At 45.7% G+C, this 22864-nt stretch carries 25 protein-coding genes; all 25 read right to left on the minus strand.

Annotation, left to right across the window (positions count from 1 at the left end; genetic code table 11):
• Positions 1 to 36: 36 nt before the first annotated feature.
• Complete coding sequence (locus MHFGQ_RS08025; protein ID WP_106006077.1) at positions 37 to 852, minus strand: sugar phosphate isomerase/epimerase family protein; 816 nt, start codon at positions 850 to 852, stop codon at positions 37 to 39.
• Between the two features lie 2 nt (positions 853 to 854).
• On the minus strand, positions 855 to 1004 hold the full coding sequence (locus tag MHFGQ_RS08030) for a hypothetical protein (protein ID WP_170066356.1): 150 nt from the start codon (positions 1002 to 1004) through the stop codon (positions 855 to 857).
• A 95-nt stretch (positions 1005 to 1099) separates the two neighbouring features.
• A complete protein-coding gene (gene iolN / locus MHFGQ_RS08035; protein WP_106006078.1) occupies positions 1100 to 2221 on the minus strand; it encodes a 3-dehydro-scyllo-inosose hydrolase in 1122 nt (373 codons plus the stop codon).
• Between the two features lie 61 nt (positions 2222 to 2282).
• Entirely contained in the window at positions 2283 to 3500 is a 1218-nt protein-coding gene (iolM, locus tag MHFGQ_RS08040; RefSeq protein WP_106006079.1) for a scyllo-inosose 3-dehydrogenase, read from the minus strand.
• A 207-nt stretch (positions 3501 to 3707) separates the two neighbouring features.
• Complete coding sequence (locus tag MHFGQ_RS08045; protein ID WP_211292931.1) at positions 3708 to 4496, minus strand: TIM barrel protein; 789 nt, start codon at positions 4494 to 4496, stop codon at positions 3708 to 3710.
• 96 nt (positions 4497 to 4592) lie between these two features.
• A complete protein-coding gene (iolG, locus tag MHFGQ_RS08050; RefSeq protein ID WP_106006080.1) occupies positions 4593 to 5600 on the minus strand; it encodes an inositol 2-dehydrogenase in 1008 nt (335 codons plus the stop codon).
• Between the two features lie 36 nt (positions 5601 to 5636).
• Positions 5637 to 6878: a uroporphyrinogen decarboxylase family protein gene (locus tag MHFGQ_RS08055; protein WP_106006081.1), complete on the minus strand. Its 1242-nt coding sequence runs from the start codon at positions 6876 to 6878 to the stop codon at positions 5637 to 5639.
• Between the two features lie 188 nt (positions 6879 to 7066).
• Positions 7067 to 8017 (minus strand): ABC transporter permease, encoded by a 951-nt coding sequence (locus MHFGQ_RS08060; protein ID WP_211292933.1) that lies wholly within the window; start codon positions 8015 to 8017, stop codon positions 7067 to 7069.
• Between the two features lie 40 nt (positions 8018 to 8057).
• The gene (locus MHFGQ_RS08065) at positions 8058 to 9563 is read right to left on the minus strand and encodes a sugar ABC transporter ATP-binding protein (protein ID WP_106006082.1); all 1506 of its coding nucleotides are present in this window, start codon (positions 9561 to 9563) and stop codon (positions 8058 to 8060) included.
• 85 nt (positions 9564 to 9648) lie between these two features.
• Positions 9649 to 10659 (minus strand): sugar ABC transporter substrate-binding protein, encoded by a 1011-nt coding sequence (locus MHFGQ_RS08070; RefSeq protein ID WP_106006083.1) that lies wholly within the window; start codon positions 10657 to 10659, stop codon positions 9649 to 9651.
• A 241-nt stretch (positions 10660 to 10900) separates the two neighbouring features.
• Entirely contained in the window at positions 10901 to 11089 is a 189-nt protein-coding gene (locus MHFGQ_RS08075) for an FCD domain-containing protein (protein WP_343105553.1), read from the minus strand.
• Between the two features lie 755 nt (positions 11090 to 11844).
• The gene (locus MHFGQ_RS08080) at positions 11845 to 12468 is read right to left on the minus strand and encodes a SpoIIIAH-like family protein (protein ID WP_106006121.1); all 624 of its coding nucleotides are present in this window, start codon (positions 12466 to 12468) and stop codon (positions 11845 to 11847) included.
• A 49-nt stretch (positions 12469 to 12517) separates the two neighbouring features.
• Entirely contained in the window at positions 12518 to 13141 is a 624-nt protein-coding gene (locus MHFGQ_RS08085) for a hypothetical protein (protein ID WP_106006085.1), read from the minus strand.
• A 39-nt stretch (positions 13142 to 13180) separates the two neighbouring features.
• A complete protein-coding gene (locus MHFGQ_RS08090; RefSeq protein ID WP_106006086.1) occupies positions 13181 to 13783 on the minus strand; it encodes a stage III sporulation protein AF in 603 nt (200 codons plus the stop codon).
• An 8-nt stretch (positions 13784 to 13791) separates the two neighbouring features.
• A complete protein-coding gene (spoIIIAE, locus tag MHFGQ_RS08095; protein WP_245907892.1) occupies positions 13792 to 15054 on the minus strand; it encodes a stage III sporulation protein AE in 1263 nt (420 codons plus the stop codon).
• 5 nt (positions 15055 to 15059) lie between these two features.
• Positions 15060 to 15449 (minus strand): stage III sporulation protein AD, encoded by a 390-nt coding sequence (gene spoIIIAD, locus MHFGQ_RS08100; RefSeq protein WP_106006088.1) that lies wholly within the window; start codon positions 15447 to 15449, stop codon positions 15060 to 15062.
• A gap of 15 nt (positions 15450 to 15464) precedes the next feature.
• Entirely contained in the window at positions 15465 to 15671 is a 207-nt protein-coding gene (gene spoIIIAC / locus MHFGQ_RS08105) for a stage III sporulation protein AC (RefSeq protein WP_106006089.1), read from the minus strand.
• Between the two features lie 18 nt (positions 15672 to 15689).
• A complete protein-coding gene (locus MHFGQ_RS08110; RefSeq protein WP_106006090.1) occupies positions 15690 to 16208 on the minus strand; it encodes a stage III sporulation protein AB in 519 nt (172 codons plus the stop codon).
• Positions 16202 to 17248 (minus strand): stage III sporulation protein AA, encoded by a 1047-nt coding sequence (spoIIIAA, locus tag MHFGQ_RS08115; RefSeq protein WP_245907893.1) that lies wholly within the window; start codon positions 17246 to 17248, stop codon positions 16202 to 16204. Before spoIIIAA ends, MHFGQ_RS08110 begins: the two co-directional genes overlap by 7 nt.
• A 106-nt stretch (positions 17249 to 17354) precedes the next feature.
• Positions 17355 to 17843, minus strand: coding sequence for a CD1247 N-terminal domain-containing protein (locus MHFGQ_RS08120; RefSeq protein WP_338825669.1), 489 nt, complete (start codon positions 17841 to 17843; stop codon positions 17355 to 17357).
• Between the two features lie 55 nt (positions 17844 to 17898).
• A complete protein-coding gene (gene efp / locus MHFGQ_RS08125; RefSeq protein WP_106006093.1) occupies positions 17899 to 18456 on the minus strand; it encodes an elongation factor P in 558 nt (185 codons plus the stop codon).
• A gap of 23 nt (positions 18457 to 18479) precedes the next feature.
• Positions 18480 to 19559, minus strand: coding sequence for a M24 family metallopeptidase (locus MHFGQ_RS08130; RefSeq protein WP_106006094.1), 1080 nt, complete (start codon positions 19557 to 19559; stop codon positions 18480 to 18482).
• Positions 19560 to 19565: 6 nt separating this feature from the next.
• Positions 19566 to 20012, minus strand: a complete 447-nt coding sequence (gene aroQ / locus MHFGQ_RS08135) for a type II 3-dehydroquinate dehydratase (protein ID WP_106006095.1) — start codon at positions 20010 to 20012, stop codon at positions 19566 to 19568.
• A 43-nt stretch (positions 20013 to 20055) separates the two neighbouring features.
• Entirely contained in the window at positions 20056 to 21408 is a 1353-nt protein-coding gene (locus MHFGQ_RS08140) for a TldD/PmbA family protein (RefSeq protein ID WP_106006096.1), read from the minus strand.
• Positions 21408 to 22823: a TldD/PmbA family protein gene (locus MHFGQ_RS08145; RefSeq protein ID WP_106006097.1), complete on the minus strand. Its 1416-nt coding sequence runs from the start codon at positions 22821 to 22823 to the stop codon at positions 21408 to 21410. Before MHFGQ_RS08145 ends, MHFGQ_RS08140 begins: the two co-directional genes overlap by 1 nt.
• Between the last annotated feature and the right edge of the window lie 41 nt (positions 22824 to 22864).

Consider the following 22864-nt stretch of genomic DNA (forward strand, 5'->3'; position numbering starts at 1 on the left):
GCAATTAACCCTGATAACCAGTAGACCTTTTATGGCTCAATTCTCATCGAGTAAGCTTTTCAGATACTTTATAGCCCCCGCTGCCGCCTCCTCAGGAGCAGGATAGGGGAGGCATTCCAGGGCGATATAACCTTGATAACCCATATTTTTCAAGGTTTCTATTATCTTTTTAAAATCAAGATGTCCCTGTCCCGGATAAAATCTATTGCTATCGGCAAAATGAATATGGCCCAGTGCTTCCCCCGTCTTTTTCAGAGTCTCGTCAAGATCAACCTCTTCGATATTCATGTGAAAGGTGTCCAGATGGACCTTAAGGTAAGGGGTATTGAACCGCGCTAAAAAGTTTAAAGTATCAGCTGCCGTATTGAGAAAATTGGTTTCATAGCGGTTGATAGCTTCTAAGAAAAGCACCACGCCGCATTTTTTAGCTTTCTCCAGGCAAACAGCCAGGCCTTCGGCGGCGTAATTTTCATATTGTTTAAATTGGCCAATGTCAGGTATTACTCCTCGCATTGAGCCAACAATAACTCCCGCCCCCAGGCATGAGGCAACTTCAATATGGTCTAAAATACGCTTAACAGCTTTCTCCCTTATTTGAGCCTCAGGATGGGTCAGGCTTAATTTATCCACCACATATCCCAGGCCCGTCCCCAGGGTAGAAACAGTTATTCCTTCCTCCTGACAAACTTTTAAAATCTGCTCCACCTCAAGTTCGCGCGGGTCGCGCACGTGGATCTCTACAGCATCATACCCCAGTTCAGCGGCTTTTTTAATGTTATCAAGATAAGGCCCCCTGAGGATAAAGGGGGCGCTATCAGATACATTTTGAGCGAGGGACACACTTAATTTCATTTTTATAGACCTCCGCCTGCAGGTAATTTAACAGGAACAGGCCTGCCTTCGGCCAGTGATTGCTTGGCTGCCAGACCGATTAAAACAGGCTGCAAGCCGTCATTGCCAGTAACAGGCGGTTGTTGGTCGTTCAGATTTATCTTTTCAGGCATAATTGTAATCCCCTTCTGTTTAAAAGGCGGGCTAAGGCATAGGCCTTTGCCTGCCTTGAAGCCCGCATGAAATTTAGAGCTATATCGCTTAAAAATTACAGTTTATAGAACGGCCCGATAAGGGGCAGTTCATATGCAGATTTCCAACCCTCGCTTAAAGGTTCTTTCAGGAAAGGCCTCATTTCTTCTTCCGTCCGTAAGGTTACCTTTTCAACCGGCGGTACAGTGCCGGGCGGGAATGCTTCCAGGATGTGGTCATGCAGCAGGGTGAGATACTTCAAAATGGCAGCGATGGGCCGTTTGGCCTTCCGGGCGGAAGCCAGGCTGGGTTTGCCTACCACGCCCTGGGGAGTGGCCGCCCGTTCAATAGCTGCATGCCCTTCTCCTTCGGACCAGCGGTGGGGACGCCGGTAGGGGTCCACTGAAGTATCAAAGTGTCCCGGAGGCAGGAAGCTTTCTCCCTGGGCGTCCTGCACCACGCTCATATCGATCATGCCGGGGAATAGCAGCAGGGCAACCGAGGTTTCGGATTCATCGGCGTGGATGAAATCCGTTTGCAGGCTATCTTCTCTATCTACCGGGAAGAAGAATTCCCTTACAGCCCGGTGCCAATCAATTACCTGGAAGACACCCGGCAACTGGAAGCGTTTCATAAACTCCTGGATGGCGGATTCCAGCATCCACAGGTGACCATGATTGTTGACCAGGATAATCTTCCGGAAGCCATCGTTCCATAAGCCCAGCATAGTGTAGATTACGGTTTCCTCAACGACTTCTTTGGGCATGATTACAGTTCCAGGCATACCCAGATGGTGGTAGGGATGGCCGCCGTAATTCAGAGGCGGAAAAGCCAGGCTCACTTCTCGTCCTTGCTTGGCCGTATAACGACGCACACCCTCTAAAATCTGGGTGACCATGAAGGTGTCCAGGCCGCTGTTGGCATGAAGGCCGTGGTTTTCTGTACAGCCGATAGGCACAAACACTATGTCATTTTTCTTGCGCTTTTCGATTACCTTGACCCGGGGGGTATTCTGGATATAAGTACCGGGTTTACCCAGTTCAGGTTCTGAAGGAATCTCGTATTCTTTCAGGATAGCGTCGATTTCTTCTTCGGAGGCCTCCCAGATTTGTTTCTTCAGGCGGCCGACTTCGTTGTCTTCAAAGATAATGGCCGGGTGATCGGTTAATAGCCATCCTTTGCATATTTTTTGGTCCATATGCTTTACTCCTTTGCTTTGTATTTTTTGACAGTAAAATTGCCCCGGTTGAAAGTGAAACTTATTCTTTATCCAAGCGCACGGTAATCTTACATTCTTTCCGGTCAGTTCTTAAAGTCACCAGGTTTTCGGGTACCTCATCGAGGGTGATCTGCTTGGTGATCATGGGCAACATATTCATCCCGGCGGCCATGCTCTCAATAACCCGCGGGAAGGTACCATGCCCGGAATGCCCCTGGGCACCGATTATCTGCGCCCGGCGCACCTGCAGGACTTCCCCGGTCACCGGCATTTTGGCATCCGCGCGGGCAACTACCATGACCCTGGCATTCAGCGTCTTTTGCTCCCAAATCGTTTTTTCAATCTGGGGATAGACTATCGTCGGCAGACCGGTGGCTTCCAGGTATAGGGCGGCGCCATAGCCGTGGGTAATTTCCAGGACCCTTTCGGTGAAATCTTCCTGGAGGGGATTAATGGTATAATCCGCCCCCATCTTGCGTCCCAATTCGGCCCGGGACGGTTCGGGTTCGGATAAAATAACCTTAGCCGCGCCCTGGCGCTTCAAAATGGCACAGGCTGCGATACCAATCGGTCCACCGCCGCAAATGACCACGTTATCGCCAGGCCGGATACCACCCAGTATACCCCAACCGCTGCGCTCAATCACGGCGTTATAAGCTACCGACGTAGGCTCCACCAGGCTCCCCAACAAAAATACTTCTTCGTCTGAATAATGTTCGCGCAAGGGTTCAAGGCTCCAGACTACACGGGCGGGAACTTTTATATACTTGGCCATGGCGCCGTCGACGTTGAATCCGAGCTCATCCAGGCGTTCGCAGTGGTTTGGCCATCCATCAGCGCAGGGCTGGCAAGCGCCGCACCAGAGCATTTCCTCAGCACAAACCGCTTCGCCGCCTTTAAACGGCTTATTGGTCCGTTTATCGAACGCACCCGGCCCGGCATCAACAATTACACCGGAGAACTCATGACCCAGAACAGCCGGGAAACCGGTTAGCCCAGGGTATAAAATATAACCTTGTTCATCCGGTTGGGCCATATGGACATCGCTACCACAAATACCGCAGGCTTTAACTTCAATTACTACTTCGCCAGGTCCAGCCTGGGGAACATCCCTTTCCTCGATAGTTACCCTGGGATTGCGCCATACCTTGCTACCCAGATAGGTCTGCCGGCCTTCAATGTCCTTGGGCCCCAACTTGAATTCCGGTTTGGGGTCCCAATCGGCATGAAGTACTACGGCGCGCATTTTGGTGCTCATAAAAACACTCCCCTTTTATTTTTAATTTTATTAAACTAATAATTTGGCGAACCAGCTTTGGAGTTCCTTTGGTATTCTGCTGGTATACCCTTTATTTAAAAATAAGCGTTCATAAACTTTGTAATCAAAGGATTACATTATCTCGTTGTATCTCGTTGCAATTTGTAATGTGAGTTTGCCGTTATTCCTCGCAAGCTACTTAAGAATTTATAAGCTGTTTATAATAGCAACAGCTTGTTTAGAATCTTTTAATGGATATAGTTCAAAACCTATAATTCCGTTATAATTTAACAATTTTAACGTCTCAATCACATTTATAAAATTAATTTCCCCTGTTCCAGGTTCATGTCTACCCGGAACGTCTGCTATATGAACGTAACCGATTACTTCGATATATTTTTTAATAGTATTGATTAAATCACCCTCCATAATTTGCATATGATATATATCATACAATATCTTGATGTAGGTAGAATTTATCAATTTAACTACTTCAACAGCATCCTTTGTATAAGCCAAAAAATTTCCAACATGATCTATTTTTGTATTTAGCGCCTCTAACACAAGTGTAACTTTGGCTTCTTCAGCTATAGGTGCTAAATCCTTTAATACATTAACCATAGTATAGAATTTTTTATAGTCACTAATTTCATGGTGTGGATTCAAAACCTCACCATTTTTACCTAAGGCATTAGAATGAAGTACAAGGTATTGGCAATCTAAATATCTTGCGGTTTTAATAGAATCTTTTACAAAAGAGATATATTCTTTGCTTTCTTGTTCATTAATTAAAGAAAAATCCTGGTCGCCAGAAAAACTAGCAACTTTGATTTCAAGGTTTTCACATATACTTTTTATTTTGTCAATATCTTTGTCTTTCCAAGTCCAAAACTCAATATATTCAAATCCAAAATCCTTAGCTAATTTAATTCTTTCTTCAAAAGGTACTTCTGTAAATATAGTTTCTATGCATACTGATTTTTTCGTAATAATCAACCCCTATCTAAATATAATTAATTGCATATTTGTTAATCTATCCTTCTATGTCATATATCCTATGAAGGCCCCCCTTTACTGGAGTTTTTAAATCTCTTATATTTCATTTACTTTTATTGGTTTACCCTCCTTAGCTGAAATAGCTGCCGCTTCAGCAACTAAGACCGCCTTAAGTCCGTCTATACCTGTAACGGGGGGCTGAGTATCATTTATAATTGCATCGATAAAAGACTTAAGCTCCATAGCAAAAGCATCATTATATCTTTCCAAAAAGAACCAAAGTAGTTTTTCACTTAGAGTACCTTCATTGGTTAACAACATTGACGTGTTATGTCTATCATTCTCTACCATTATACATCCTCTGGAACCATGTACTTCCGTTCTTTGGTCATAGCCATATATTGCTTTTCGACAATTATCAATGACACCAAGCATTCCATTCTTAAATCTCATAGTTATAATTGCCGTATCAAAGTCACCTATCTCCCCAATAGCGGGATCCACTAGAACTGCTGCATGTACGAATACTTCTTCCACTTCACTGCCGGATAGATATCTTGCCATATCAAAATCATGAATAGTCATATCGAAGAATAGTCCACCAGATACTTTTAAATAATTTAAGGGTGGTGGTTGTGGATCTCTTGAGGTTATTTTAACAAGATAGGGTTCACCAATCTTACCTTCTTTTACTGCATCATGGACCTTTTTATGATTGTGATCAAACCTCCTTACAAAACCAACTTGTAGCTTTACTCCTTTATTTTCAACTATCTCAAGAGCCTCTTTAATTTTTTCAATATCACTTCCAATGGGTTTTTCACAAAAGATGTGTTTACCAGCTTTCGCTGCTTCAATTATAAATTGCTCATGAGTATCTGAAGAAGAGCAAATTAACACTGCATCAATTTCAGGATCGCTAAAAATTTCCCCAGCATCATTAGTGACATTTTTAATACCAATGCTGTGAGCCCATTCTTTAATATCATTATTTAGGTAGATATCAGCTATGGTTTTAAGCTCAACTTCACGTATTCTAGATACTATGTTTTCAGCATGTACCTTTCCAATTCTACCAGCACCGATCAGTCCAAGCCTTACCATGGCATATTCCTCCATAACTTTACAAAATAAACTTATTTAAAAAGAGAATTCACGCACGGCTTCAAACATAGCAATAATATTTTCAGGAGGCACGTCAGGTAAAATATTATGTTCTTGATTAAAAATATATCCTCCTCCAGGAGCAAACACTTCCAATTGTCTTTTTACATAATCTTTTACTTCTTTTGGCGTAGCTCGGTTTAAAATGCTCCTTGTATTGCATCCACCTCCCCAAAAGGTAATATCATTTCCAAATTCTTTCTTTAACCTATAAGGCTCCATATCTTTGGCGGTAGTCTGAACAGGATTAATTATTTCAATACCTGCTTCAATCAAGTCTGGAAGGAGTTTATAGATAGAACCGCAGGAGTGTAAAAAGGTATGCATATTACTATGTTTTTTTACATAATCACACAATAATGCTAACCGCGGTTTAAAAATTTTACGAAATACCTCAGGTGACATAAGCGGGCCCTGATCCATTCCTAGATCATCGGAAAAACGGATTATATCTACCACATCTCCTACTGCTTTGCATACTTTTTCTAACAAAGCTAAATGCTGTTCTACTAAAACATCAAGCAAACGTTCTACTTCTTCCGGACAAGTATAAATATCCATTAAAAAATTATCCATACGTCGTAAGTAATTTCCACTTTCTAATAAACTACATCCACTAGAAATTACTAAAGCACGATCTGAGTTTTCCCGTAAGTTTAAAGCTTTTTCACGCAGATCTTCCCAAAAATTGGTATCATTTAAATGATCCCATGGGCTGACAGCAATTTTAAACCATTGAACTTTATTCATCGCTTCTGTTATATTATCATAATTTTCGGGATAACCATTAAGATAAGGATAATATTCTTGATGAAAGTAAAATGCATCCTTTTTCATTCTTGATATCAGAATTCCATCTTCGGAATAAACATTTAAATTACCTTCTTCATCTCGAATAGGTTTAAACCAGGTTGGAAATTGTACTATATGGCCGCTTGGAAGCGTAATATCATACCAATCCTTTTCCTCGGTATTATATACTCTACCTACATCTAGAACATCAACATTAAACATATCTAATATTTCATCTTCAGGTTGAGCAAGTTGTTGTACTATATCATAAACTCTAGTGTAACCTTTATTAATACCAAGATATTGTTTTAAATTATTATAAGCTATTGCAGATATTCCAGAACTCGTTGTCGAACCCAAATCTATTGGTACAATATCTACTTGCTTATGATTAATAGAAGCAATTATTCGTTCTCTCGAATTCATACAAATCTCCTTCCTTGATTATATCTTTATTAGCTTCTATTTTTTACTTTTAGACTTTACTCTTATTCACGACCACCACCTTATTAAATTGGATCCTAATTGTATACCTAGGGTATACCTATAACACAAATTTTTATTCTACATTTTTAGCTTAATTCCTTCTTGTGACTTAATTAATTTAAATAAAATTATCTACCATCTTCATTTGTATTCAGCGTCTTTATTCTATCTAATAAAATAGCACCAACGATAATAACACCTTTTAAAACTTGTTGCCAATATGCAGATACATGAAGTAAATCCAAAATATTATTTAAAACCCCAATAATAAGCGCTCCTATTAACGTTCCCCAAACTGTACCAATTCCCCCAGATAGACTAGTTCCTCCAATAACAGCAGAAGCAATTGCATCTAATTCATAACCTACTGCAGCTGTAGGATGTCCTGCACTTATCCTTGAAGCAAGTAAAATTCCTGAAAGTCCCGATAACAATCCCCCATACGAATAAACGAAAAGTAAAGTTTTAGTTACATTAATACCAGATACAATAGCAGCTTGTTCATTCCCCCCAATAGCGTAAATATATTTACCTATTTTAGTATGTCTCAAAATAAAATGGGAAACACATAATGTGATTAATAATATATAAATCATAAAAGGGATATTAAATACTAAGCCCTCACCTATAAAATCAAATGACTTTGAAAAATTGGTTATAGGTTTTCCTTCTGTATATATTAAAGCTAATCCCCTTGCCGAGATCATCATACCCAACGTGGCAATAAAAGGGGGTATTTTTCCAAATACAATAATTGATCCGCTTATTAAACCTGTCAATGCCCCTACCAAAAGCCCTATTAAAATGGGTACAATAACTGGAAATTGATTAGGATGGGCAAAACTAGCTGCTATAACTCCTGTTAATGCGATAATTGAACCGATAGCTAAATCAATGCCACCACTTATTATTATGAAAGTAACACCAAAACCAGCTATAGCTATAATAGTAATCTGTCTTAGTACATTGATTATATTTCCTAATTGTAAAAAATAGGGTGAAAGTATTGATGCTACAATAACCATGGCTACAAAAACTATTGTTATACCATAACGACTTAAAATATGTCTGTAATTCAAGTCTTAAACACCTCTTTGTTTTATCTTTAAAGTTTTATCTTTAGTTTTTAAAAAACATTCCAGTTGCATATTTCATAATTAAATCTTGATTAGCTTCATCCCTTGATAATTCACCAGTAATTCTTCCTTCATGCATCACTATAATTCTATCACTCATTCCAAGAATTTCTGGTAATTCAGAGGAAATCATAATGATGGCTTTTCCTTCTTGGGCTAAAGTACTCATTAAAGAATGTATTTCGGCTTTGGCTCCTACATCTATTCCTCTCGTTGGTTCATCAAGTATAAATATATCTGGTTCGGTTAATAACCATTTTGCTATTAAAATTTTTTGCTGGTTTCCTCCACTTAACTTCTTAACTATTTGTTGTTCATTTGGTGTTTTAATCTTTAATTGTTCTATATATTTCTTACATATATTTTTTATCTTTTTATGGTCTACAATTATTTTCCCTTTTAAATAGTTCTTTAGACTACTGATGATCATATTGTCTTCAACAGAGTGTTCCAAAAATAATCCAGTACGTTTACGATCTTCGGTTAAAAATGCTATTTTATTTTTTATAGCATCTTTTGGCGATTTAATCTCCACTTTTTTACCATTTATATAAATTTCCCCTTCATCAAGTTTTCTTAAGCCAAAAATGCTTTCCATTAACTCCGTTCGTCCTGCCCCCATTAAACCTGCAACGCCTAATATTTCACCTTTACGAAGTTTAAAAGAGATGTTTTTAAATTTCCTTTTATGGGTTAAGTTCTTTACCTCTAAAATTATATCTGTTATTTTTGCTTCTTTTTTGGGAAATAATTGTTTTAATTCCCTCCCTACCATCATTTCAATTACCATTTCTTTATTAAGATTTTTTATTGAATCTGTCTTTATATATTGCCCATCTCTTAAAACAGTAATTTCATCCGCTATCTCAAATATTTCATTCAACTTATGTGAAATATAAATAATAGATATACCTTTAACTATCAGTGTTCTAATAATTTTAAATAGGTTATTGACTTCCCTATCAGTAATGGCAGAAGTAGGTTCATCCATAATAATTAGTTCAGCATTATAGGATATAGCTTTTGCTATCTCTATCAATTGCCTATTAGCAATACTAAGTTCATTTATTTTTACTGTGGGTTCGATAGGTATATCTAAACTATCTAATAAGTTTTTTGTGTTTTGAAACATTATTTTTTCATTTACCCAGCCTGTGGAACTCAACGGTTCTCTTCCTAAATAAATATTTTCAGCGACTGTCATATAAGGTATTAAACATAATTCTTGGTGAATCATAGAAATACCTAGGTTTAATGAATCTCGTGGGCTTTGAAAACTGACTTCCTTTCCTTTAAATTTAATAATGCCACTATCTGGTTTATAAATCCCCATTAAGATTTTCATTAACGTAGACTTCCCAGCACCATTTTCACCTACTAATGCATGCACGGTTCCTTTTTTTACTTTTAATTTAACATTATTTAATGCTTTCACACCCGAAAAGGTTTTGGTTATATTTTCCATTTCTAAGATATAATTTTCTTGCATATTTCTACCCGCCTTTTATTAACTCGCAGAATTAGCAGAACAGATATCAAAATTGATATCTGTTCTGCATTTTCCTTTTGTAGTATTATTTGGTTGGGTACTTTGCAAGATATTTATCGGCGTCTTCTGGTTTTACTAATTCATAAGGGATCATATATTCCTTTTCCAACTTCTCGCCTTTAACAGCTTTTACCGCACATTCTATTGCTTTTTTACCTTGACCCACTGCATCTTGGAAAACTGTAACTTCTACTTTGCCTTCTTTTAAATACTTTAACATTTCAGGTGTAGCATCAATCCCACCAATAATAATTTTATCTAACAACCCTACTGCCTCTACTGCCTTCATCGCACCAATCGCCATTTCATCATTATGGGCAACAACAGCATTAATCTTATCTTTTAGATCTGATTTTAACCAGTTCTCCATTACTGCCATTCCTTCGGCTCTATTCCATTTCCCTGTATTTTCTGCGAGAACCTTTATATTGGAATATTTGCTTAGTATATTTTGAATGCCTTTATGTCTTTCTATTTGAGGTTCATGCCCATAAAAACCTTGGAGTTCGACGATATTTCCTTTACCACCTAACTTATCTGCAATACCTTGCATTAAAAGCTCTCCAGATTGGATAGTATCGGACCCGACATAAGTCGTTAATTTTTCCATATCTGCCACTTTAGTATTACAACCTATAAGAGGAATACCTGCTTTAACGATTCGATCAACTATTGGTTTTGACCCCTCTTTATCTCCGGGTATTAAAACGATGGCATTTACTTTCTGTGAAATGAAGTTCTCTGCCTGTGATAACTGAACATTGGAATCGAATTTTCCATCAACAAAAACAAATTCAAATTCATCCTCATACTTTTTTGCTTCAGCTTTCATACCATCCATAATATAAGATTGAAACTGGTTGCTCATATCTCCAATCATAACGCCTATCACTTTTTTCTTAGTAGACGTGGTAGTAGCATTTGTATTTTTAGAACCTTCTTTGTCTGCTGTATTGCTTCCTTTTCCGCAACCAATTAGCAAACTTGCACTAATTATAAAAACTAATAGGGTAATAATTAATCTTTTTAACTTCATTTTTAAATAACCTCCTTGTCATATTTTGTCATATTTTGCTTTTCCTGACGCAATGCTTCTGAAATTTTAATCTCACTTATACTACTCGAAGGCCGCCCCCTCCTTTAGTGTATTTCTTATGTATTTAGGTTATAAAAAACTATAAGTAATTTTTTATCATTTATCTGATTTTATTATTTAACATTACTTAACATCGTGAGTACCTTTTATTTTTCTTTTTATTTTTTAACCGATTTAGTTACTATAAATTCGCTTCTTTAAACCCAAACCAATCATAGTAGTATTCTTTTATGCTTTGCATATGCTGGCGCATATTCTCTTCCGCCGCCGCAGGATCCCTTTGTTTTAACGCTTCCAGGATTTTTAGGTGTTGAGGGAAAGACGTTTCAATTCTATTCTTGTTATCCTGGTTAGAAAAATAATTCCCTATTTAATCCAAAATATTAAATATAGAGAGCCTTATTACCAAAATTTATAATATAAATAGAAAGATATTTTTTTTAAATAAAAATTAAAATAAAATGGAAAAAAAATTTTTTACCAAAAAAAAAAAATTTTTAAAAAAAATTTAAAAAAAAAAAAATAAAAAAAAAAAAAAAAAAAAAAAAAAAAATAAAAAAAAAAAAAAAAAAAAAAAAAATTTTTAAAAAAAAAAGAAAAAAAAAAAAAAAAAAAAAAAAAAAAAAAAAAAAAAAAAAAAAAAAAAAAAAAAAAAAAAAAAAAAGAAAAAAAAAAAAAAAAAGAAAAAAAAAAAAAAAAAAAAAAAAAAAAGAAAAAAAAAAAAAAAAAAAAAAAAAAAAAAAAAAAAAAAAAAAAAAAAAAAAAAAAAAAAAAAAAAAAAAAAAAAAAAAAAAAAAAAAAAAAGAAAAAAAAAAAAAAAAAAAAAAAAAAAAAAAAAAAGAAAAAGAAAAAAAAAAAAAAAAAAAAAAAAAAAAAAAAAAAAAAAATTTTTTTTTTTGCCCCATTACAGGTTGGATGACATCCAATCCTCGAAGGGTCTCCATAAAAATACCACCCTGAATTGTGTTCCTTTTGTATCCTTCTTGTATACCGGTTGTATTATCTTATTCGACATTCTTGCCTGAATTCCTCCTAAGGGATAAAAAATTTTTTTAAATAAAAAACGGGCCAGCATATATGCTCTCAGCCCGGTTATTTGTTATACTTTTATTTAATTAGCGTTATCTATTTCTTATGAATCATACTGATCTGCTCTCGGGGGCGGCCGGTGGAGCGGGAGACCAGGTCGCCGATCTTGTTGGCGTCCTCGTCGCCGAAGTTGTCGGCCATGACGATGACGTTTACGGCATTGGGCTGGATGAACACCGCCGCGTCCTTATAACCTTTGGCGACGATGAGTTTTTCCAGCTGCATCTCCAGGTCCATCTGCTGGGTCAGTTCCACCAGCCGCTTCTGGGCTTCCTGCTTACCTTCGCCGCCGGCGTTGGGGTTATCGATAATCTGCTTGAGCAGGGCGATTTGCTGACTGCGCTGGCGGTCCCTTTCCAGGCGATACTCGATAAAGAAGGCGGCTCCTCCTTCAGCTTTGGAACTCGCCTCCTTGAGAATATCTTCCGCCTTGGGATCGGTGACAGCAGTATTAGTTGTCGTCTGTCCCTTGGCCGGAGCAGCTACCTTGGTGGCTTCGCCGGCATTAGTCTGGTTGACCTGCTGCACCGGCCGTTCCGGAGGCAGATCGATACCAGCCGTCTTGGTCCCCTTAGGCTCGCCCTGGACCAGGTAAGCCAGGACCCCAAAGGTCAGCACCAGGGCAATTATCACTCGTCCTTTTTCTCCTACCTTGAGCATCTTTTTTCCCCTCCCCATCTTTGACAGTTTAATTAAAATTACAGTCATATTACCTACTGCTCCCTTCGGCCTTCATGGGCAGAACCTGCACCTGATGGGGTGCCAGGCCCCACAGGGTTTGCACCGCCTGGATAAATCGCGCCCTAACTTGAGGATCGCCCGCACCGTCGGCCACCACAACTACACCCAAAACTTCCGGCTGGGTTTCCCGGGCCACCACCGGCCCTTCGCCGCTGCCAATTTGGCCGTTTCTGGCCATGACCAGTTGCGCATCTTCACTGGTATCAGTAGTAATCCTGGTGGCGCCGCTTTGTTCCTTTTCCTCCACGCTGTGTTTGCTGGTCCTGGTGTTAGTGGCATATTCCTTTAGAGGACTGGCCTTTAAAGATACGCGCACCGCCACCCTGCCGGCCCCGGCGATTTGTCCCAAAATGCCCTGGAGTTCCTCTTCCATCTCCCGTGCAGTGACCATCAATTCCGTCTGTTGCCTCTCTATTCCGATCTGACCGGGCATCTGCCCATTAGTCTTTGCCCCCTGGCGCTGGAGAGAGTTGTTAATATTGCCGATACTGATAAAGATAGTCCCCAAAATAAAGGCGCCGACGGCCAGCCATAGATACCAGGGCGGTTTTTGGGGCAAAAAGCGCCAGGCGGTCCACTTGTTTTTCTCCAACTGGGTAACACCTCCTCAACCTCCTCGACAGGGAGCTTTTCATTTCCCATTTATCTTCACTTCTACCTGGCCGGGTTCCAGGCCATAAAAATGGGTAATCATGTTTATAATCCGGGATTGAATCACTTTTGCCCCGGCGTCTTTATTTTCTCCAGTCTGGTCATCCCCAGGGGAAGATGCAAAATCTTCACCCCCTTTATCCTTTTCTCCGGCTGCAAGGAAAGCCGTAATGACCACCCGGCGGATGGCTCCCAGGCGTTCCCCGTCGCCTGCTACTTCCACAATTACTTCTTCTTCCTTTACCTCGGGTACCAGGGCTACCAGGGCCCTGATTTGCCCGGCCAGACGGTTGCGGTAAATTTCCAGGGCTGCTTCTTCGTTGGTCCTGGCCAATTCTTTACCCTGCTGTATCGGCGCGGCGGTTACCTGATCCAGGCGCAGGTCCCAGGCGGCTAGCTCCAGCTCCGGTCCGATACGTAATCCTTCCACCAACGGTGTCAAGATGGCTACCACCACAAAAAGTCCCAACACTAAGCGAACATAACGGGTAATGTTTTTTTCCGGCAGGAGCATTTCCAGGAAGGCTGCCAGCAAGGCAATCAAGGCCACCTGACGGGCTATCTCGCCGATTTTTGCCAGCAATTTCCCCGCTACCCCCTTAAAGCTACAGTCAAATTGCCCAGGAGGACGATTACTGCTATGGCCAGGAAGAAAATCAACCCCGTAACTGCCACGCAGGCAAAGACCAGGGTTAAGGCTCCGCCGATACCGTCCAGGGCTTCGGCCAGTTGTTCCTCGCCGAAGGGCTGGGTTACCGCCGCCGCAACCTTGTAAACAATCACCAGGGAGAGGATCTTTAACATGGGAAAGGCGGCCAGGAAAAAAATAATGATTACCCCTACCACGCTGACGGCGCTTTTTAAAAGGAGGGTGGTCCCGGCAACGGTTTCCACGGCTTCGGAAAGCATGCCGCCAACTACTGGTAAAAAGGTGTCGGTGGCAAATTCCACGACACGCAAACCCACCCCGTCGGCCACCGAACCGGCGATGCCGTAAATGGACAATATCCCGGTGAAGACGGTCATCATCAGTCCCAGGGCCACCATGGCGACCTGTTTCAGGAGGCCGGCCAGCTTGGAAACCTGAAAGCGATCGGCAATGCGGCCGACTACCGTAAGGCAGGCCGTAAGATACAATAAAGGAAAAAGTACATTGTGCATCAGTGTACCGGTGATTGTCACGGCATATATCAGCACCGGGTGTAGCAGGGTTGACGCGGTAATGCCGCCTGTCGCCGTAAGCAAAGTGATCAAGACCGGCAAAAGGGACTGGAAAAAAGTTACCATCCGGTCAACGGCTTCCCCGCCGGTGCGCACGGCCAGGGTAAAGGAGGTCAGGGCCAGGGTTATTAAGGCTAAAAAAGCGACACCCCGGGCCACGGTACTCACACTTGCCCCGCTGAAGGCCGCCTGTAGATTCTGCAACACGGCGCAGGCGACGGCAAGGATTAAGAGCTGTCCCAGCAGGGCGGCGCTGGCCAGGAGCTCATGAAAAAGATATTTTAACAGACCCCGACCGGCGGCGGCCGGATCCAGGGGCAATTTCCCCTGGCGCAGGTCGGCCAGGATTTCCTGAAAGCTTAAATGGGGCAGATATTCGCCTACTTCCTGTTCCAGCTCATTAAGGAAGGTATCTATACCCTGGAGGTTAAGCTCGGCCATCTGGCTTTTCAGCCTTTCGTCCAGGGTCATGACTGCCGCCGTCTTTTCGTTGGCAGACGGTGGCAGGTAATAGGCTTCGGCCGGAGGGAGGGCAATGCCCAGATTTAAAACAACCAGGGTAATAATAAAAAGGAAATACCTTAATCTTAGAAAAGCAGCTCGATGCATACCATCACAACCTTGCTGCCCCATCTGCCCTACTGCAGAAGACGGATAATGCTTTCCAGAATCGCAACAATTATGGGAATGGCCAGAACCATAATCAAAACCTTGGCGGCCAATTCGACTTTGCCGGCGATGGCGTTTTCACCGGCGTCCCGGCAGACTTGACTGCCGAATTCGGCCACATATGCGATGCCGATGATCTTTAACACGGTATCTAGATAAAACTGGTTGATGCCCGCCCTGGCCGAGAGGTCGGCCAGTACCTTGACCACCGTACCGATACGGTCCAGGAGGAGGAGAAAAATAATGGCTCCCGTCACCAGGCTGATGAAAAGGGCCGCATCCGCGCCCCGGGCCTGGCGCACCAGGACGATCATCAGAGTTGCCGTTAAGGCCAGGCCGACAATCTGGAAAATCTCCATGCCGGGGCCACCCCTCTAATAGAGCTGGAAGACAGACCGAACTGCCCTGAAGAGATCCATAATCAAAGGAATGACCCAGAGAAGGGCTATAGCTAGGCCGGCCAGCATGGTCATGTAGGCATATTCATCCCGCCCGGCCTGTTTCAGAAAGCTATAAAAAATTGTAATGATGATAGCCAGGGCCGCTAGCTTAAATATCAGGCTTACATCTACCCCCAGCATTTTTCTCCCTCCAAATTTTTAATAGAGCAGCAGCACTAGAGTGATCCCTACAAGGAAACCCATAGTACTCCATATTTTCCCCTTGCGATTGTTTTCTTCCAGGGCGGCTAAATATTGTTGTCCCAGGTGCTGGCGGATCAACTCCAGGTTTTTGACCTGGTCGCCGACGCCGGAATTGCCCAGCATGGGACCTAGGGCACGGAGTATTTCTATATCCTGTGTTTGTAAGGAACTTTTTCTTTCGAGTTCTTGCAGCCCCTCCTGCCAGGCGCCCAGGGCTCCGGAGGCGACATCTTCTTGCAACCTGCGGGCTACGGTCTGGAAAAAAGAAGCCACCGGCCCCTCAAACCGTTCTCCTATACGGGCAAAGGCAAGGGGTAAAAGGGTGGAGCCATAGACTATCTCCGTCTCCAGCATTTTTAACCCGGCATTTAAAAGGCGCAGCTGTTCTATGCGGGCGCTAAAAGAACGGGACTTTTCGAGTCCGATAATACCGCAGGTCATAATTATTAAAGTCCCACCCAGGATTTTTAACATGGTCCCCCCTCCCCCCGCCAGGGCCCGCGCCGCAAAGTATGGCCCTCGCCGTTTAAAAGCCCCTCAATGGTACCGGGACCCAGGGCGCGGCTTAAGATAATCAAGCGCTGCCAGAAACCCCTTTCCAAGAGGGGCCGCCAACCGGGGCGGTTTTTTAACTCTTCGATGCTGCCGGCATGGGCGCTGGCCACTATGGACACCCCGGCATTCAATACGTCCTGCAAAACCGCCAGTTCCTCCGGGCGGCCAATCTCGTCGGTGGCGATGACTTCCGGCCCCATGGACCGGAGGAGCATTAACATCCCCGCCGCCTTGGGGCAACGATCCAGGACGTCCGTACGGGAGCCGACATCCAGCTGGGGAACCCCCAGCCAGCAACCCGCTATTTCCGAACGCTCGTCCACCACCCCTACGGTAACACCAGAAAATCTCAACTCTGCCATACCACTACTGAATAGCCGGATAATATCGCGCAGCAATGTCGTTTTGCCGCAGCGAGGTGGTGAAAGGATAAGGGTGTTTAACGGGCGACCCTGCTCCAGAAGATAGGGAACTAAATTCCGGGCGCATCCCGGAACACTTCTGGCCAGGCGCAGATTCAGACCGGAAAAATTCTTTAAGGTTTGCACTTCACCCTGGCGCACTACTGCTTCGCCTACCAGCCCCACCCGGTGCCCACCCCTCACGGTTATATATCCGGAGCGCAATTCTTCCTCCAGGGCGTAAAGGGAACTGCGGGTGAGGGCCTGGATGGTCAGGTTGAGGTCGTTTTCGCTTACGATATAGGCCCGGTCGGGTACGGATGTCAAAGCGCCGCCGGCCTGCACCCAGCCTTCACCGGCATCCCAGCGCACCTGCAGGGGTCGTTCCCGCCGCAGGCGTATTTCTTCCAGGGCGTTTTTTACCTCCACAGGCAGGGCGTCCAGGGAAGTGGAGATAGCCGGTGGTAATAGGGACAAGAGGTCGGCCAAACTACCTGCATTTCCGGCCTGTCCTCTTATTTCCCGTCCGGCTAAGCTGACCGGCATTATGCTCCCCATTTTCATCCCCCTGCATTATGCTTATTATGGGCCTGGCAATTTTATGCAAAAAAATAAGACCCCATGGCTGGGGTCGGGTATTGAAAGGGTATTGAAAAAACCTGGCTTAAATATCGTCGGTATCTTTGGGGTCCGGAGGTTCTTCTTCTATTGCGGAGGCCTTTTCGTCTTCATCGTTGACGAAGACGACGGTTTCGCAGTTGGGGCAGGTGACTTCCACGACGTCCTCATCATCTAAGACATCGGCGTCGAAACATACGATCTCATGACATTTCGGGCACTCTACTTCAATGTAGTCGCCTTCGTCTTCCTCCTCTTCCTCATCTTCTTCATCTTCGTCTTCATCTTCCTCGTACTCGTCTTCGTCGCCGGCATAGACTTCGTCTTCTAAATCGTAGAGATCTTCATCTATACTTTCCAGGTACTCTTCCAGTTCTTCGTAGTCTTCATGGAGGTCGTGGATGGCCTCGGCCATTTGCTCCAGGACTTCGACGATTTCCTTCAGGAGGCGGGTTTCCTTGTTTTCGGGGTTTAAATCCATGCCGTCCACTAACCCTTTCAGGTAAGCTACCTTCTTGCGAACGTCACTCATCATCTCCACTCCTTTCCCTTTCCACCTTTTATTATTACCGGCCCCTGCCGGACTTAAACTAGGCCCGTTCTATATAGGCACCGGTACGGGTATCGATGCGGACGACATCCCCCGCCTCGATAAATAAGGGGACCTGGATAACGGCTCCGGTTTCCAGCACGGCGTTTTTGGAACCGCCGGTGGCCGTGTCGCCTTTGATGCCCGGCTCTGTTTCTACTACCTTCAGCTCAACAAAGTTCGGCAGTTCGATGCCTATGGTTTCCCCCTGGTATAGGAGGACGTAAATGTTCATATTATCCTTTAAGTATTTTACTGCATCGTCCAGTTGGACTTTGGGTAGGGACATCTGTTCGTAGGTTTCTGTATCCATAAAATAATAGTTTTCGCCGTCATTGTATAAATACTGCATTTCCCGTCGTTCGATATGGGCGCGGTTGACCTTTTCCCCTGCCCGGAAGGTCCGTTCAATTACCGCTCCCGTGCGCCTGTTTTTCAACTTGGTGCGGACGAAGGCCGAACCTTTTCCTGGCTTGACGTGCATGAATTCAATTACCTGGTAAACTTCTCCGTCGACTTCGATGGTAAGACCGGTACGGAAATCATTGGTGGATATCAAGGGGGATACCTCCTACTAAACTCTTATAACTCTATAAATTCCTTGGGCGCCCGGGATAAAACCCGGGGGCCGTCCTCTCCCACCAGGACCACATCCTCTATACGGATACCGCCGCGTCCCGGCAGGTAAATTCCCGGTTCGACGGTAACAACCATTCCCGGCGCAAGCTTTTCCTCGCTGCGGCTGGATAGTGTGGGTTCTTCATGGACGGCCAGTCCCACCCCGTGGCCCAGGCCGTGGCTAAAATGGGAACCGTAACCTGCCGCGGATATATAATCACGGGCTACCGCATCGACTTCCCGCCCCGTTAAGCCGGGACGGACGGCGGCAATGGCCTTTTCCTGCGCATCCAGGACGAGGTGATACAGGCGGCGCCATTCCGGATCTACAGGTGTCAGGGCCACCGTCCGCGTAAGATCAGAATGGTAGCCCTCGTAAACGGCGCCGAAATCCATCACCACCAAGTCGCCTGGTTGTAACACCCGGTCGGAAGCCACGCCGTGGGGCAGGGCGGCCCGGTAACCGCCGGCAATGATGGTGGTAAAGGAAGGCCCGTTGGAGCCCTGTTTGCCTAAATAATACTCCAACTCCAGGGCTACGTCCCGCTCCCTGATACCGGGACGTAAAATCCCCAGGATATGGCGGAAACCCGCATCGGCCAGATCGATGGCTTTTTGCAGGAGCTGTAGTTCTCTTTCGTCTTTAATCTGCCGCAGTCTCTCTACCAGGCCCCTGGCCGGTTTCAACACCACTCTGTGCGGCCAGCCCCTGGCCTCCTCCAAAAACTTTTCATAGGTGGCGTAGGAGAAGTGTTCGGCTTCAAAGTATAATTCCGTTACCCCGGCGGCAGCTAGGGTGTTACCTAATTTTTCCCAGGGCTTGTTGCCAAGGTCCACCACTTCAAAATCTGGAGCTTCCGCCCGGGCTTGTTCGATAAAGCGGCCGTCGGTCAATATATACTGGGAAGTCGCGGTAATGAGGAGCTGACCGCTGTCGCCGGTAAAACCGCTGAGGTAACGCCGGTTTTCTTCCTGGCGCACCCATAGAGCCGCAATGCCTTCCGCCGCCATAAGCCGCCGCAGACGTTCCAGTCTGATGGTCATAAAAGTTCACCCCTTACGTTGCGAGCGCGCCAGTTCGATGGCGGCCGCCAGCCCCAGACGGTAGCTTAAAGGTCCAAAGCCGGTGATCTGGCCGCTTGCCACGGCCGCCGTCACCGTATGATGGCGAAATTCTTCACGCCGATAAATATTGGAAAGATGGACCTCCACTACCGGACAATCCAGGGCCGCCAGGGCGTCCCGGAGGGCGATGCTGTAATGTCCCAGGGCCCCGGGATTGATGACCACAGCGTCTACCCGCCCCCGGGCTTCATGGAGACGGTCAATGAGAACCCCTTCATGATTGGACTGGTGGAACTCGAGTTCTACGCCCGCCTCTTTCGCCTGCTCTCTTAAACCTTTTTCAATATCGGATAGGGTAGTCCTGCCGTAAATTTCCGGTTCCCTGGTGCCTAAAAGGTTTAAATTGGGGCCGTTTAGCACTAAAATCTTCATGGCTGCATTTTACCATATTATTGTTCACTTGGGTAGAGTGCACTTAACCGCTGATGGTCATGGCGGCAATGCGTATCGTCGGCGCGCCGGTGGACCCGAAAAAGGTAAGGTCATTGCCGACGGCATCAATGTTCTCCAGCAGGCCGATGATGTTGCCGGCAATGGCCACGCCGCGGACCGGCCTAGTCAACTCGCCGTTTTCAATCCACAGGCCGCTGGCCCCGACGGAAAAATCGCCGGAAATGGGGTTGGCCGTATGCATGCCCATGACCTCGGTAACGTAAAGACCCCGGGGGATCTCCTTGATAATTTCTTCCGGGGTACGGTTGCCGGCTTCGATGTAAAAATTGGTCGTCCCTACCTCCGGAGTCGTCTTAAAGGTTCCCCGGGCGCCGTTGCCGGTGGACTTCACTCCGTCCCGGGCGGCCGTATAAGTATTGTGCAGGTAGCCCTTGAGCGTCCCTTTATCTACCAGTACCGTATGCTGGGTGGGGACGCCCTCGCCGTCAAAGGGGGCGGAGGCAATGCCGTCCGCCCGGCGGCCGTCGTCGACGATGTTTATTATTGGGGACGCCACTTGCTGTCCTACCCGCCCCCGGAAAAGGGATTTGCCCTTCTGCACGGCGTCGGCTGTCAAGGCCGGAGCGATGACCCCTAGGAAGTTGGTGGCCACATAGGGATCGAATACAACCGGAGCCCGCTGGGTGGCGATCCTTTTGGCGCCGAGCATGCGCACGGCCCGAGCCGCTCCTTCCCGGCCGATTTTTGCCGGATCGATATTTTTATAGCGGAGGCTATAGGCCAAGCCGAAACCCGTCTGGCTGTCTTCGTTTTCCACGGCTACAACGAAGGTACTGGCGCCACAGTAGGCGGCATGGTAGGCGGTCGCTATTCCCTGGGAGTTGACGATGACGACCAAATAACGGGAATCATTATAGGTGCAGCTTTCGGTAATTTTGACCCGCGGATCGTACGCCCTGGCCTGGCGTTCGATTTCGCGCACCAGCTCGATCTTTTCCTCCACAGGGGTGGCGGTAATCTCCTGATCAAAAAGGTCCAGCCCGGGATATTCTGGATAACGGGCCGGCAGGCAGTTATGCTCATCACGTGCAGCTATCCTGGCGTTGGCCAGGGCCTGTTCCACGCAAAGGTCGATGGCCTGGGGGCAGAAATCGGTGGTGTAGGCAAAGCCCACACGGCCGTCGGCGATCACCCTTAAACCCAAACCTCGATCCCGGGCCGTAGTTAACGCCTCGACTTCCTGGTCGCGCACTTCGATGCTTAAACTCTCGCCGGCGCTTATGTAGGCCTCGGCAACTGCCCCCTTGCCGGCGGCCTTTTCTACCACCTGAGTAGCCAAATCTAGGTACTGCTTTTGTAAAGCCTGATAATCCATTATTGTTTATCCTCCTCGTCCAGGATGCCGCCGACCACCATCTCAGGAATGCGAATCGTGGGCTGCGCATCCCCGACTGGTACTCCCTGGCCGTCTTTGCCGCAGGTACCTAAAGCAAAGCCCAGGTCGTTGCCCACCCTGTCGATTATTTTAAGCACCTCGGGACCGTTGCCGGTGAGGGTGGCGCCCCTGACGGCCGGACCGACCTTGCCGTCCTGGATGAGATAACCTTCGGCTACATCAAAGACAAAGTCACCGTTGGTCGTGTTGACCTGCCCGCCGCCCATGCGCTTGACCAGTAGGCCATATTTGGTTTCCCGTAAAATGGCTTCGGGATCGTCTTTACCGGGGGCAATATAGGTGTTGGTCATGCGGGGAATGGGACGATCCTGGTAAGATTCCCGGCGGCCGTTGCCGGTGGAACGGCGACCCTCCTTGCGGGCCGTTAAATAGTCGTACATGTATTCCTTCAAGATGCCGTTTTCAATGAGGACGGTTTTCTGCCCCGGCGTGCCTTCGTCATCAAAACGGAAGGAACCGTATTTGCCGGGGATGGTGGGGTCGTCGATGACGGTTATCAATTCAGAAGCCACTTTCTGACCTTTTTTCCCAGCGTATACGGAGAGCTGCTTCTGGACCAAATCGGCTTCCAGACCGTGGCCGCATGCCTCGTGGATCATGGTGCCGCCGGCCTCGCCGGCCATGACCACCGGCATCTTGCCGGCCGGTGCCGGTCGGGCCTCCAGCATCATGACGGCCCGCCGGGCCGCCTGCCGCGCCTTCTCCTCTGGGTTGACTTCTTCAAAAAGTTCCCACCCCTGGTGTCCCCCGGCCGATTCAAAGCCCGTTTGGATAACTTTACCATCAGAAGCCACGGCATTAACAACGAAACGACAGCGTACCCGCTCGTCGTCAACTAAAACGCCCTCGCTGTTGGCAATGGTTACTTCCTGGATGACGTCTCCATAACCTATGGTCACCTGGGTAATGCGCCCGTCTACGGATCGGGCGGCCGCATTGGCCCGCTCCACCAGAGCGACCTTTTCGGCTACAGGTATTTGATCGGGACGTTTTTTTATATTGAATTCTACTTCGGGCCGGGGACGATGGAAACTAATTTGGCCCTTTCTTCCTGCCGACCGTTTCTGCTCCTTCAGGGCTTTGCCCACCAAGGCTGCCGTCTGGATCAGGCTCTCCCGGCTCAAGTCATTGCTGTATCCGTAGGCGGTATTTTCCCCGGCAATAACGCGGATGCCCGCCCCCTGTTCCAGGCCGGAAATGACCCGTTCAATCTTATTATCTTCACAGCTAATGCTGGTCGTCCGCCGCCTTTCAAGAAAAATTTCAGCAAAATCGCCGCCTTCGGCCAGTGCGGCCTCGAGGATGGCTTTGAGATCCCCTTCTGGTAAAAGCATCTGCCCACCCTTTCTATATAACTTCTTATAAGTATAATTCA

Origin of the sequence: Moorella humiferrea (genome assembly GCF_039233145.1) — a bacterium.
GTDB classification, from domain to species: Bacteria; Bacillota; DSM-521; order Neomoorellales; family Neomoorellaceae; genus Neomoorella; species Neomoorella humiferrea.

Bases quoted from the DNA above. Each gene is read 5' to 3' on its own strand.
- MHFGQ_RS08120 (WP_338825669.1), bottom strand. From the start codon at position 17,843: ATGATGAGTGACGTTCGCAAGAAGGTAGCTTACCTGAAAGGGTTAGTG.
- MHFGQ_RS08025 (WP_106006077.1), bottom strand. From the start codon at position 852: ATGAAATTAAGTGTGTCCCTCGCTCAAAATGTATCTGATAGCGCCCCC.
- MHFGQ_RS08080 (WP_106006121.1), bottom strand. From the start codon at position 12,468: ATGCTCAAGGTAGGAGAAAAAGGACGAGTGATAATTGCCCTGGTGCTG.
- MHFGQ_RS08130 (WP_106006094.1), bottom strand. From the start codon at position 19,559: ATGACCATCAGACTGGAACGTCTGCGGCGGCTTATGGCGGCGGAAGGC.
- spoIIIAD (WP_106006088.1), bottom strand. From the start codon at position 15,449: ATGGAGATTTTCCAGATTGTCGGCCTGGCCTTAACGGCAACTCTGATG.
- MHFGQ_RS08030 (WP_170066356.1), bottom strand. From the start codon at position 1,004: ATGCCTGAAAAGATAAATCTGAACGACCAACAACCGCCTGTTACTGGC.
- iolN (WP_106006078.1), bottom strand. From the start codon at position 2,221: ATGGACCAAAAAATATGCAAAGGATGGCTATTAACCGATCACCCGGCC.
- MHFGQ_RS08055 (WP_106006081.1), bottom strand. From the start codon at position 6,878: ATGAATTCGAGAGAACGAATAATTGCTTCTATTAATCATAAGCAAGTA.
- MHFGQ_RS08065 (WP_106006082.1), bottom strand. From the start codon at position 9,563: ATGCAAGAAAATTATATCTTAGAAATGGAAAATATAACCAAAACCTTT.
- MHFGQ_RS08110 (WP_106006090.1), bottom strand. From the start codon at position 16,208: ATGTTAAAAATCCTGGGTGGGACTTTAATAATTATGACCTGCGGTATT.
- iolG (WP_106006080.1), bottom strand. From the start codon at position 5,600: ATGGTAAGGCTTGGACTGATCGGTGCTGGTAGAATTGGAAAGGTACAT.
- MHFGQ_RS08070 (WP_106006083.1), bottom strand. From the start codon at position 10,659: ATGAAGTTAAAAAGATTAATTATTACCCTATTAGTTTTTATAATTAGT.
- aroQ (WP_106006095.1), bottom strand. From the start codon at position 20,012: ATGAAGATTTTAGTGCTAAACGGCCCCAATTTAAACCTTTTAGGCACC.
- iolM (WP_106006079.1), bottom strand. From the start codon at position 3,500: ATGAGCACCAAAATGCGCGCCGTAGTACTTCATGCCGATTGGGACCCC.
- MHFGQ_RS08140 (WP_106006096.1), bottom strand. From the start codon at position 21,408: ATGGATTATCAGGCTTTACAAAAGCAGTACCTAGATTTGGCTACTCAG.
- MHFGQ_RS08145 (WP_106006097.1), bottom strand. From the start codon at position 22,823: ATGCTTTTACCAGAAGGGGATCTCAAAGCCATCCTCGAGGCCGCACTG.
- spoIIIAE (WP_245907892.1), bottom strand. From the start codon at position 15,054: ATGGGGCAGCAAGGTTGTGATGGTATGCATCGAGCTGCTTTTCTAAGA.
- spoIIIAA (WP_245907893.1), bottom strand. From the start codon at position 17,248: ATGGGGAGCATAATGCCGGTCAGCTTAGCCGGACGGGAAATAAGAGGA.
- spoIIIAC (WP_106006089.1), bottom strand. From the start codon at position 15,671: ATGCTGGGGGTAGATGTAAGCCTGATATTTAAGCTAGCGGCCCTGGCT.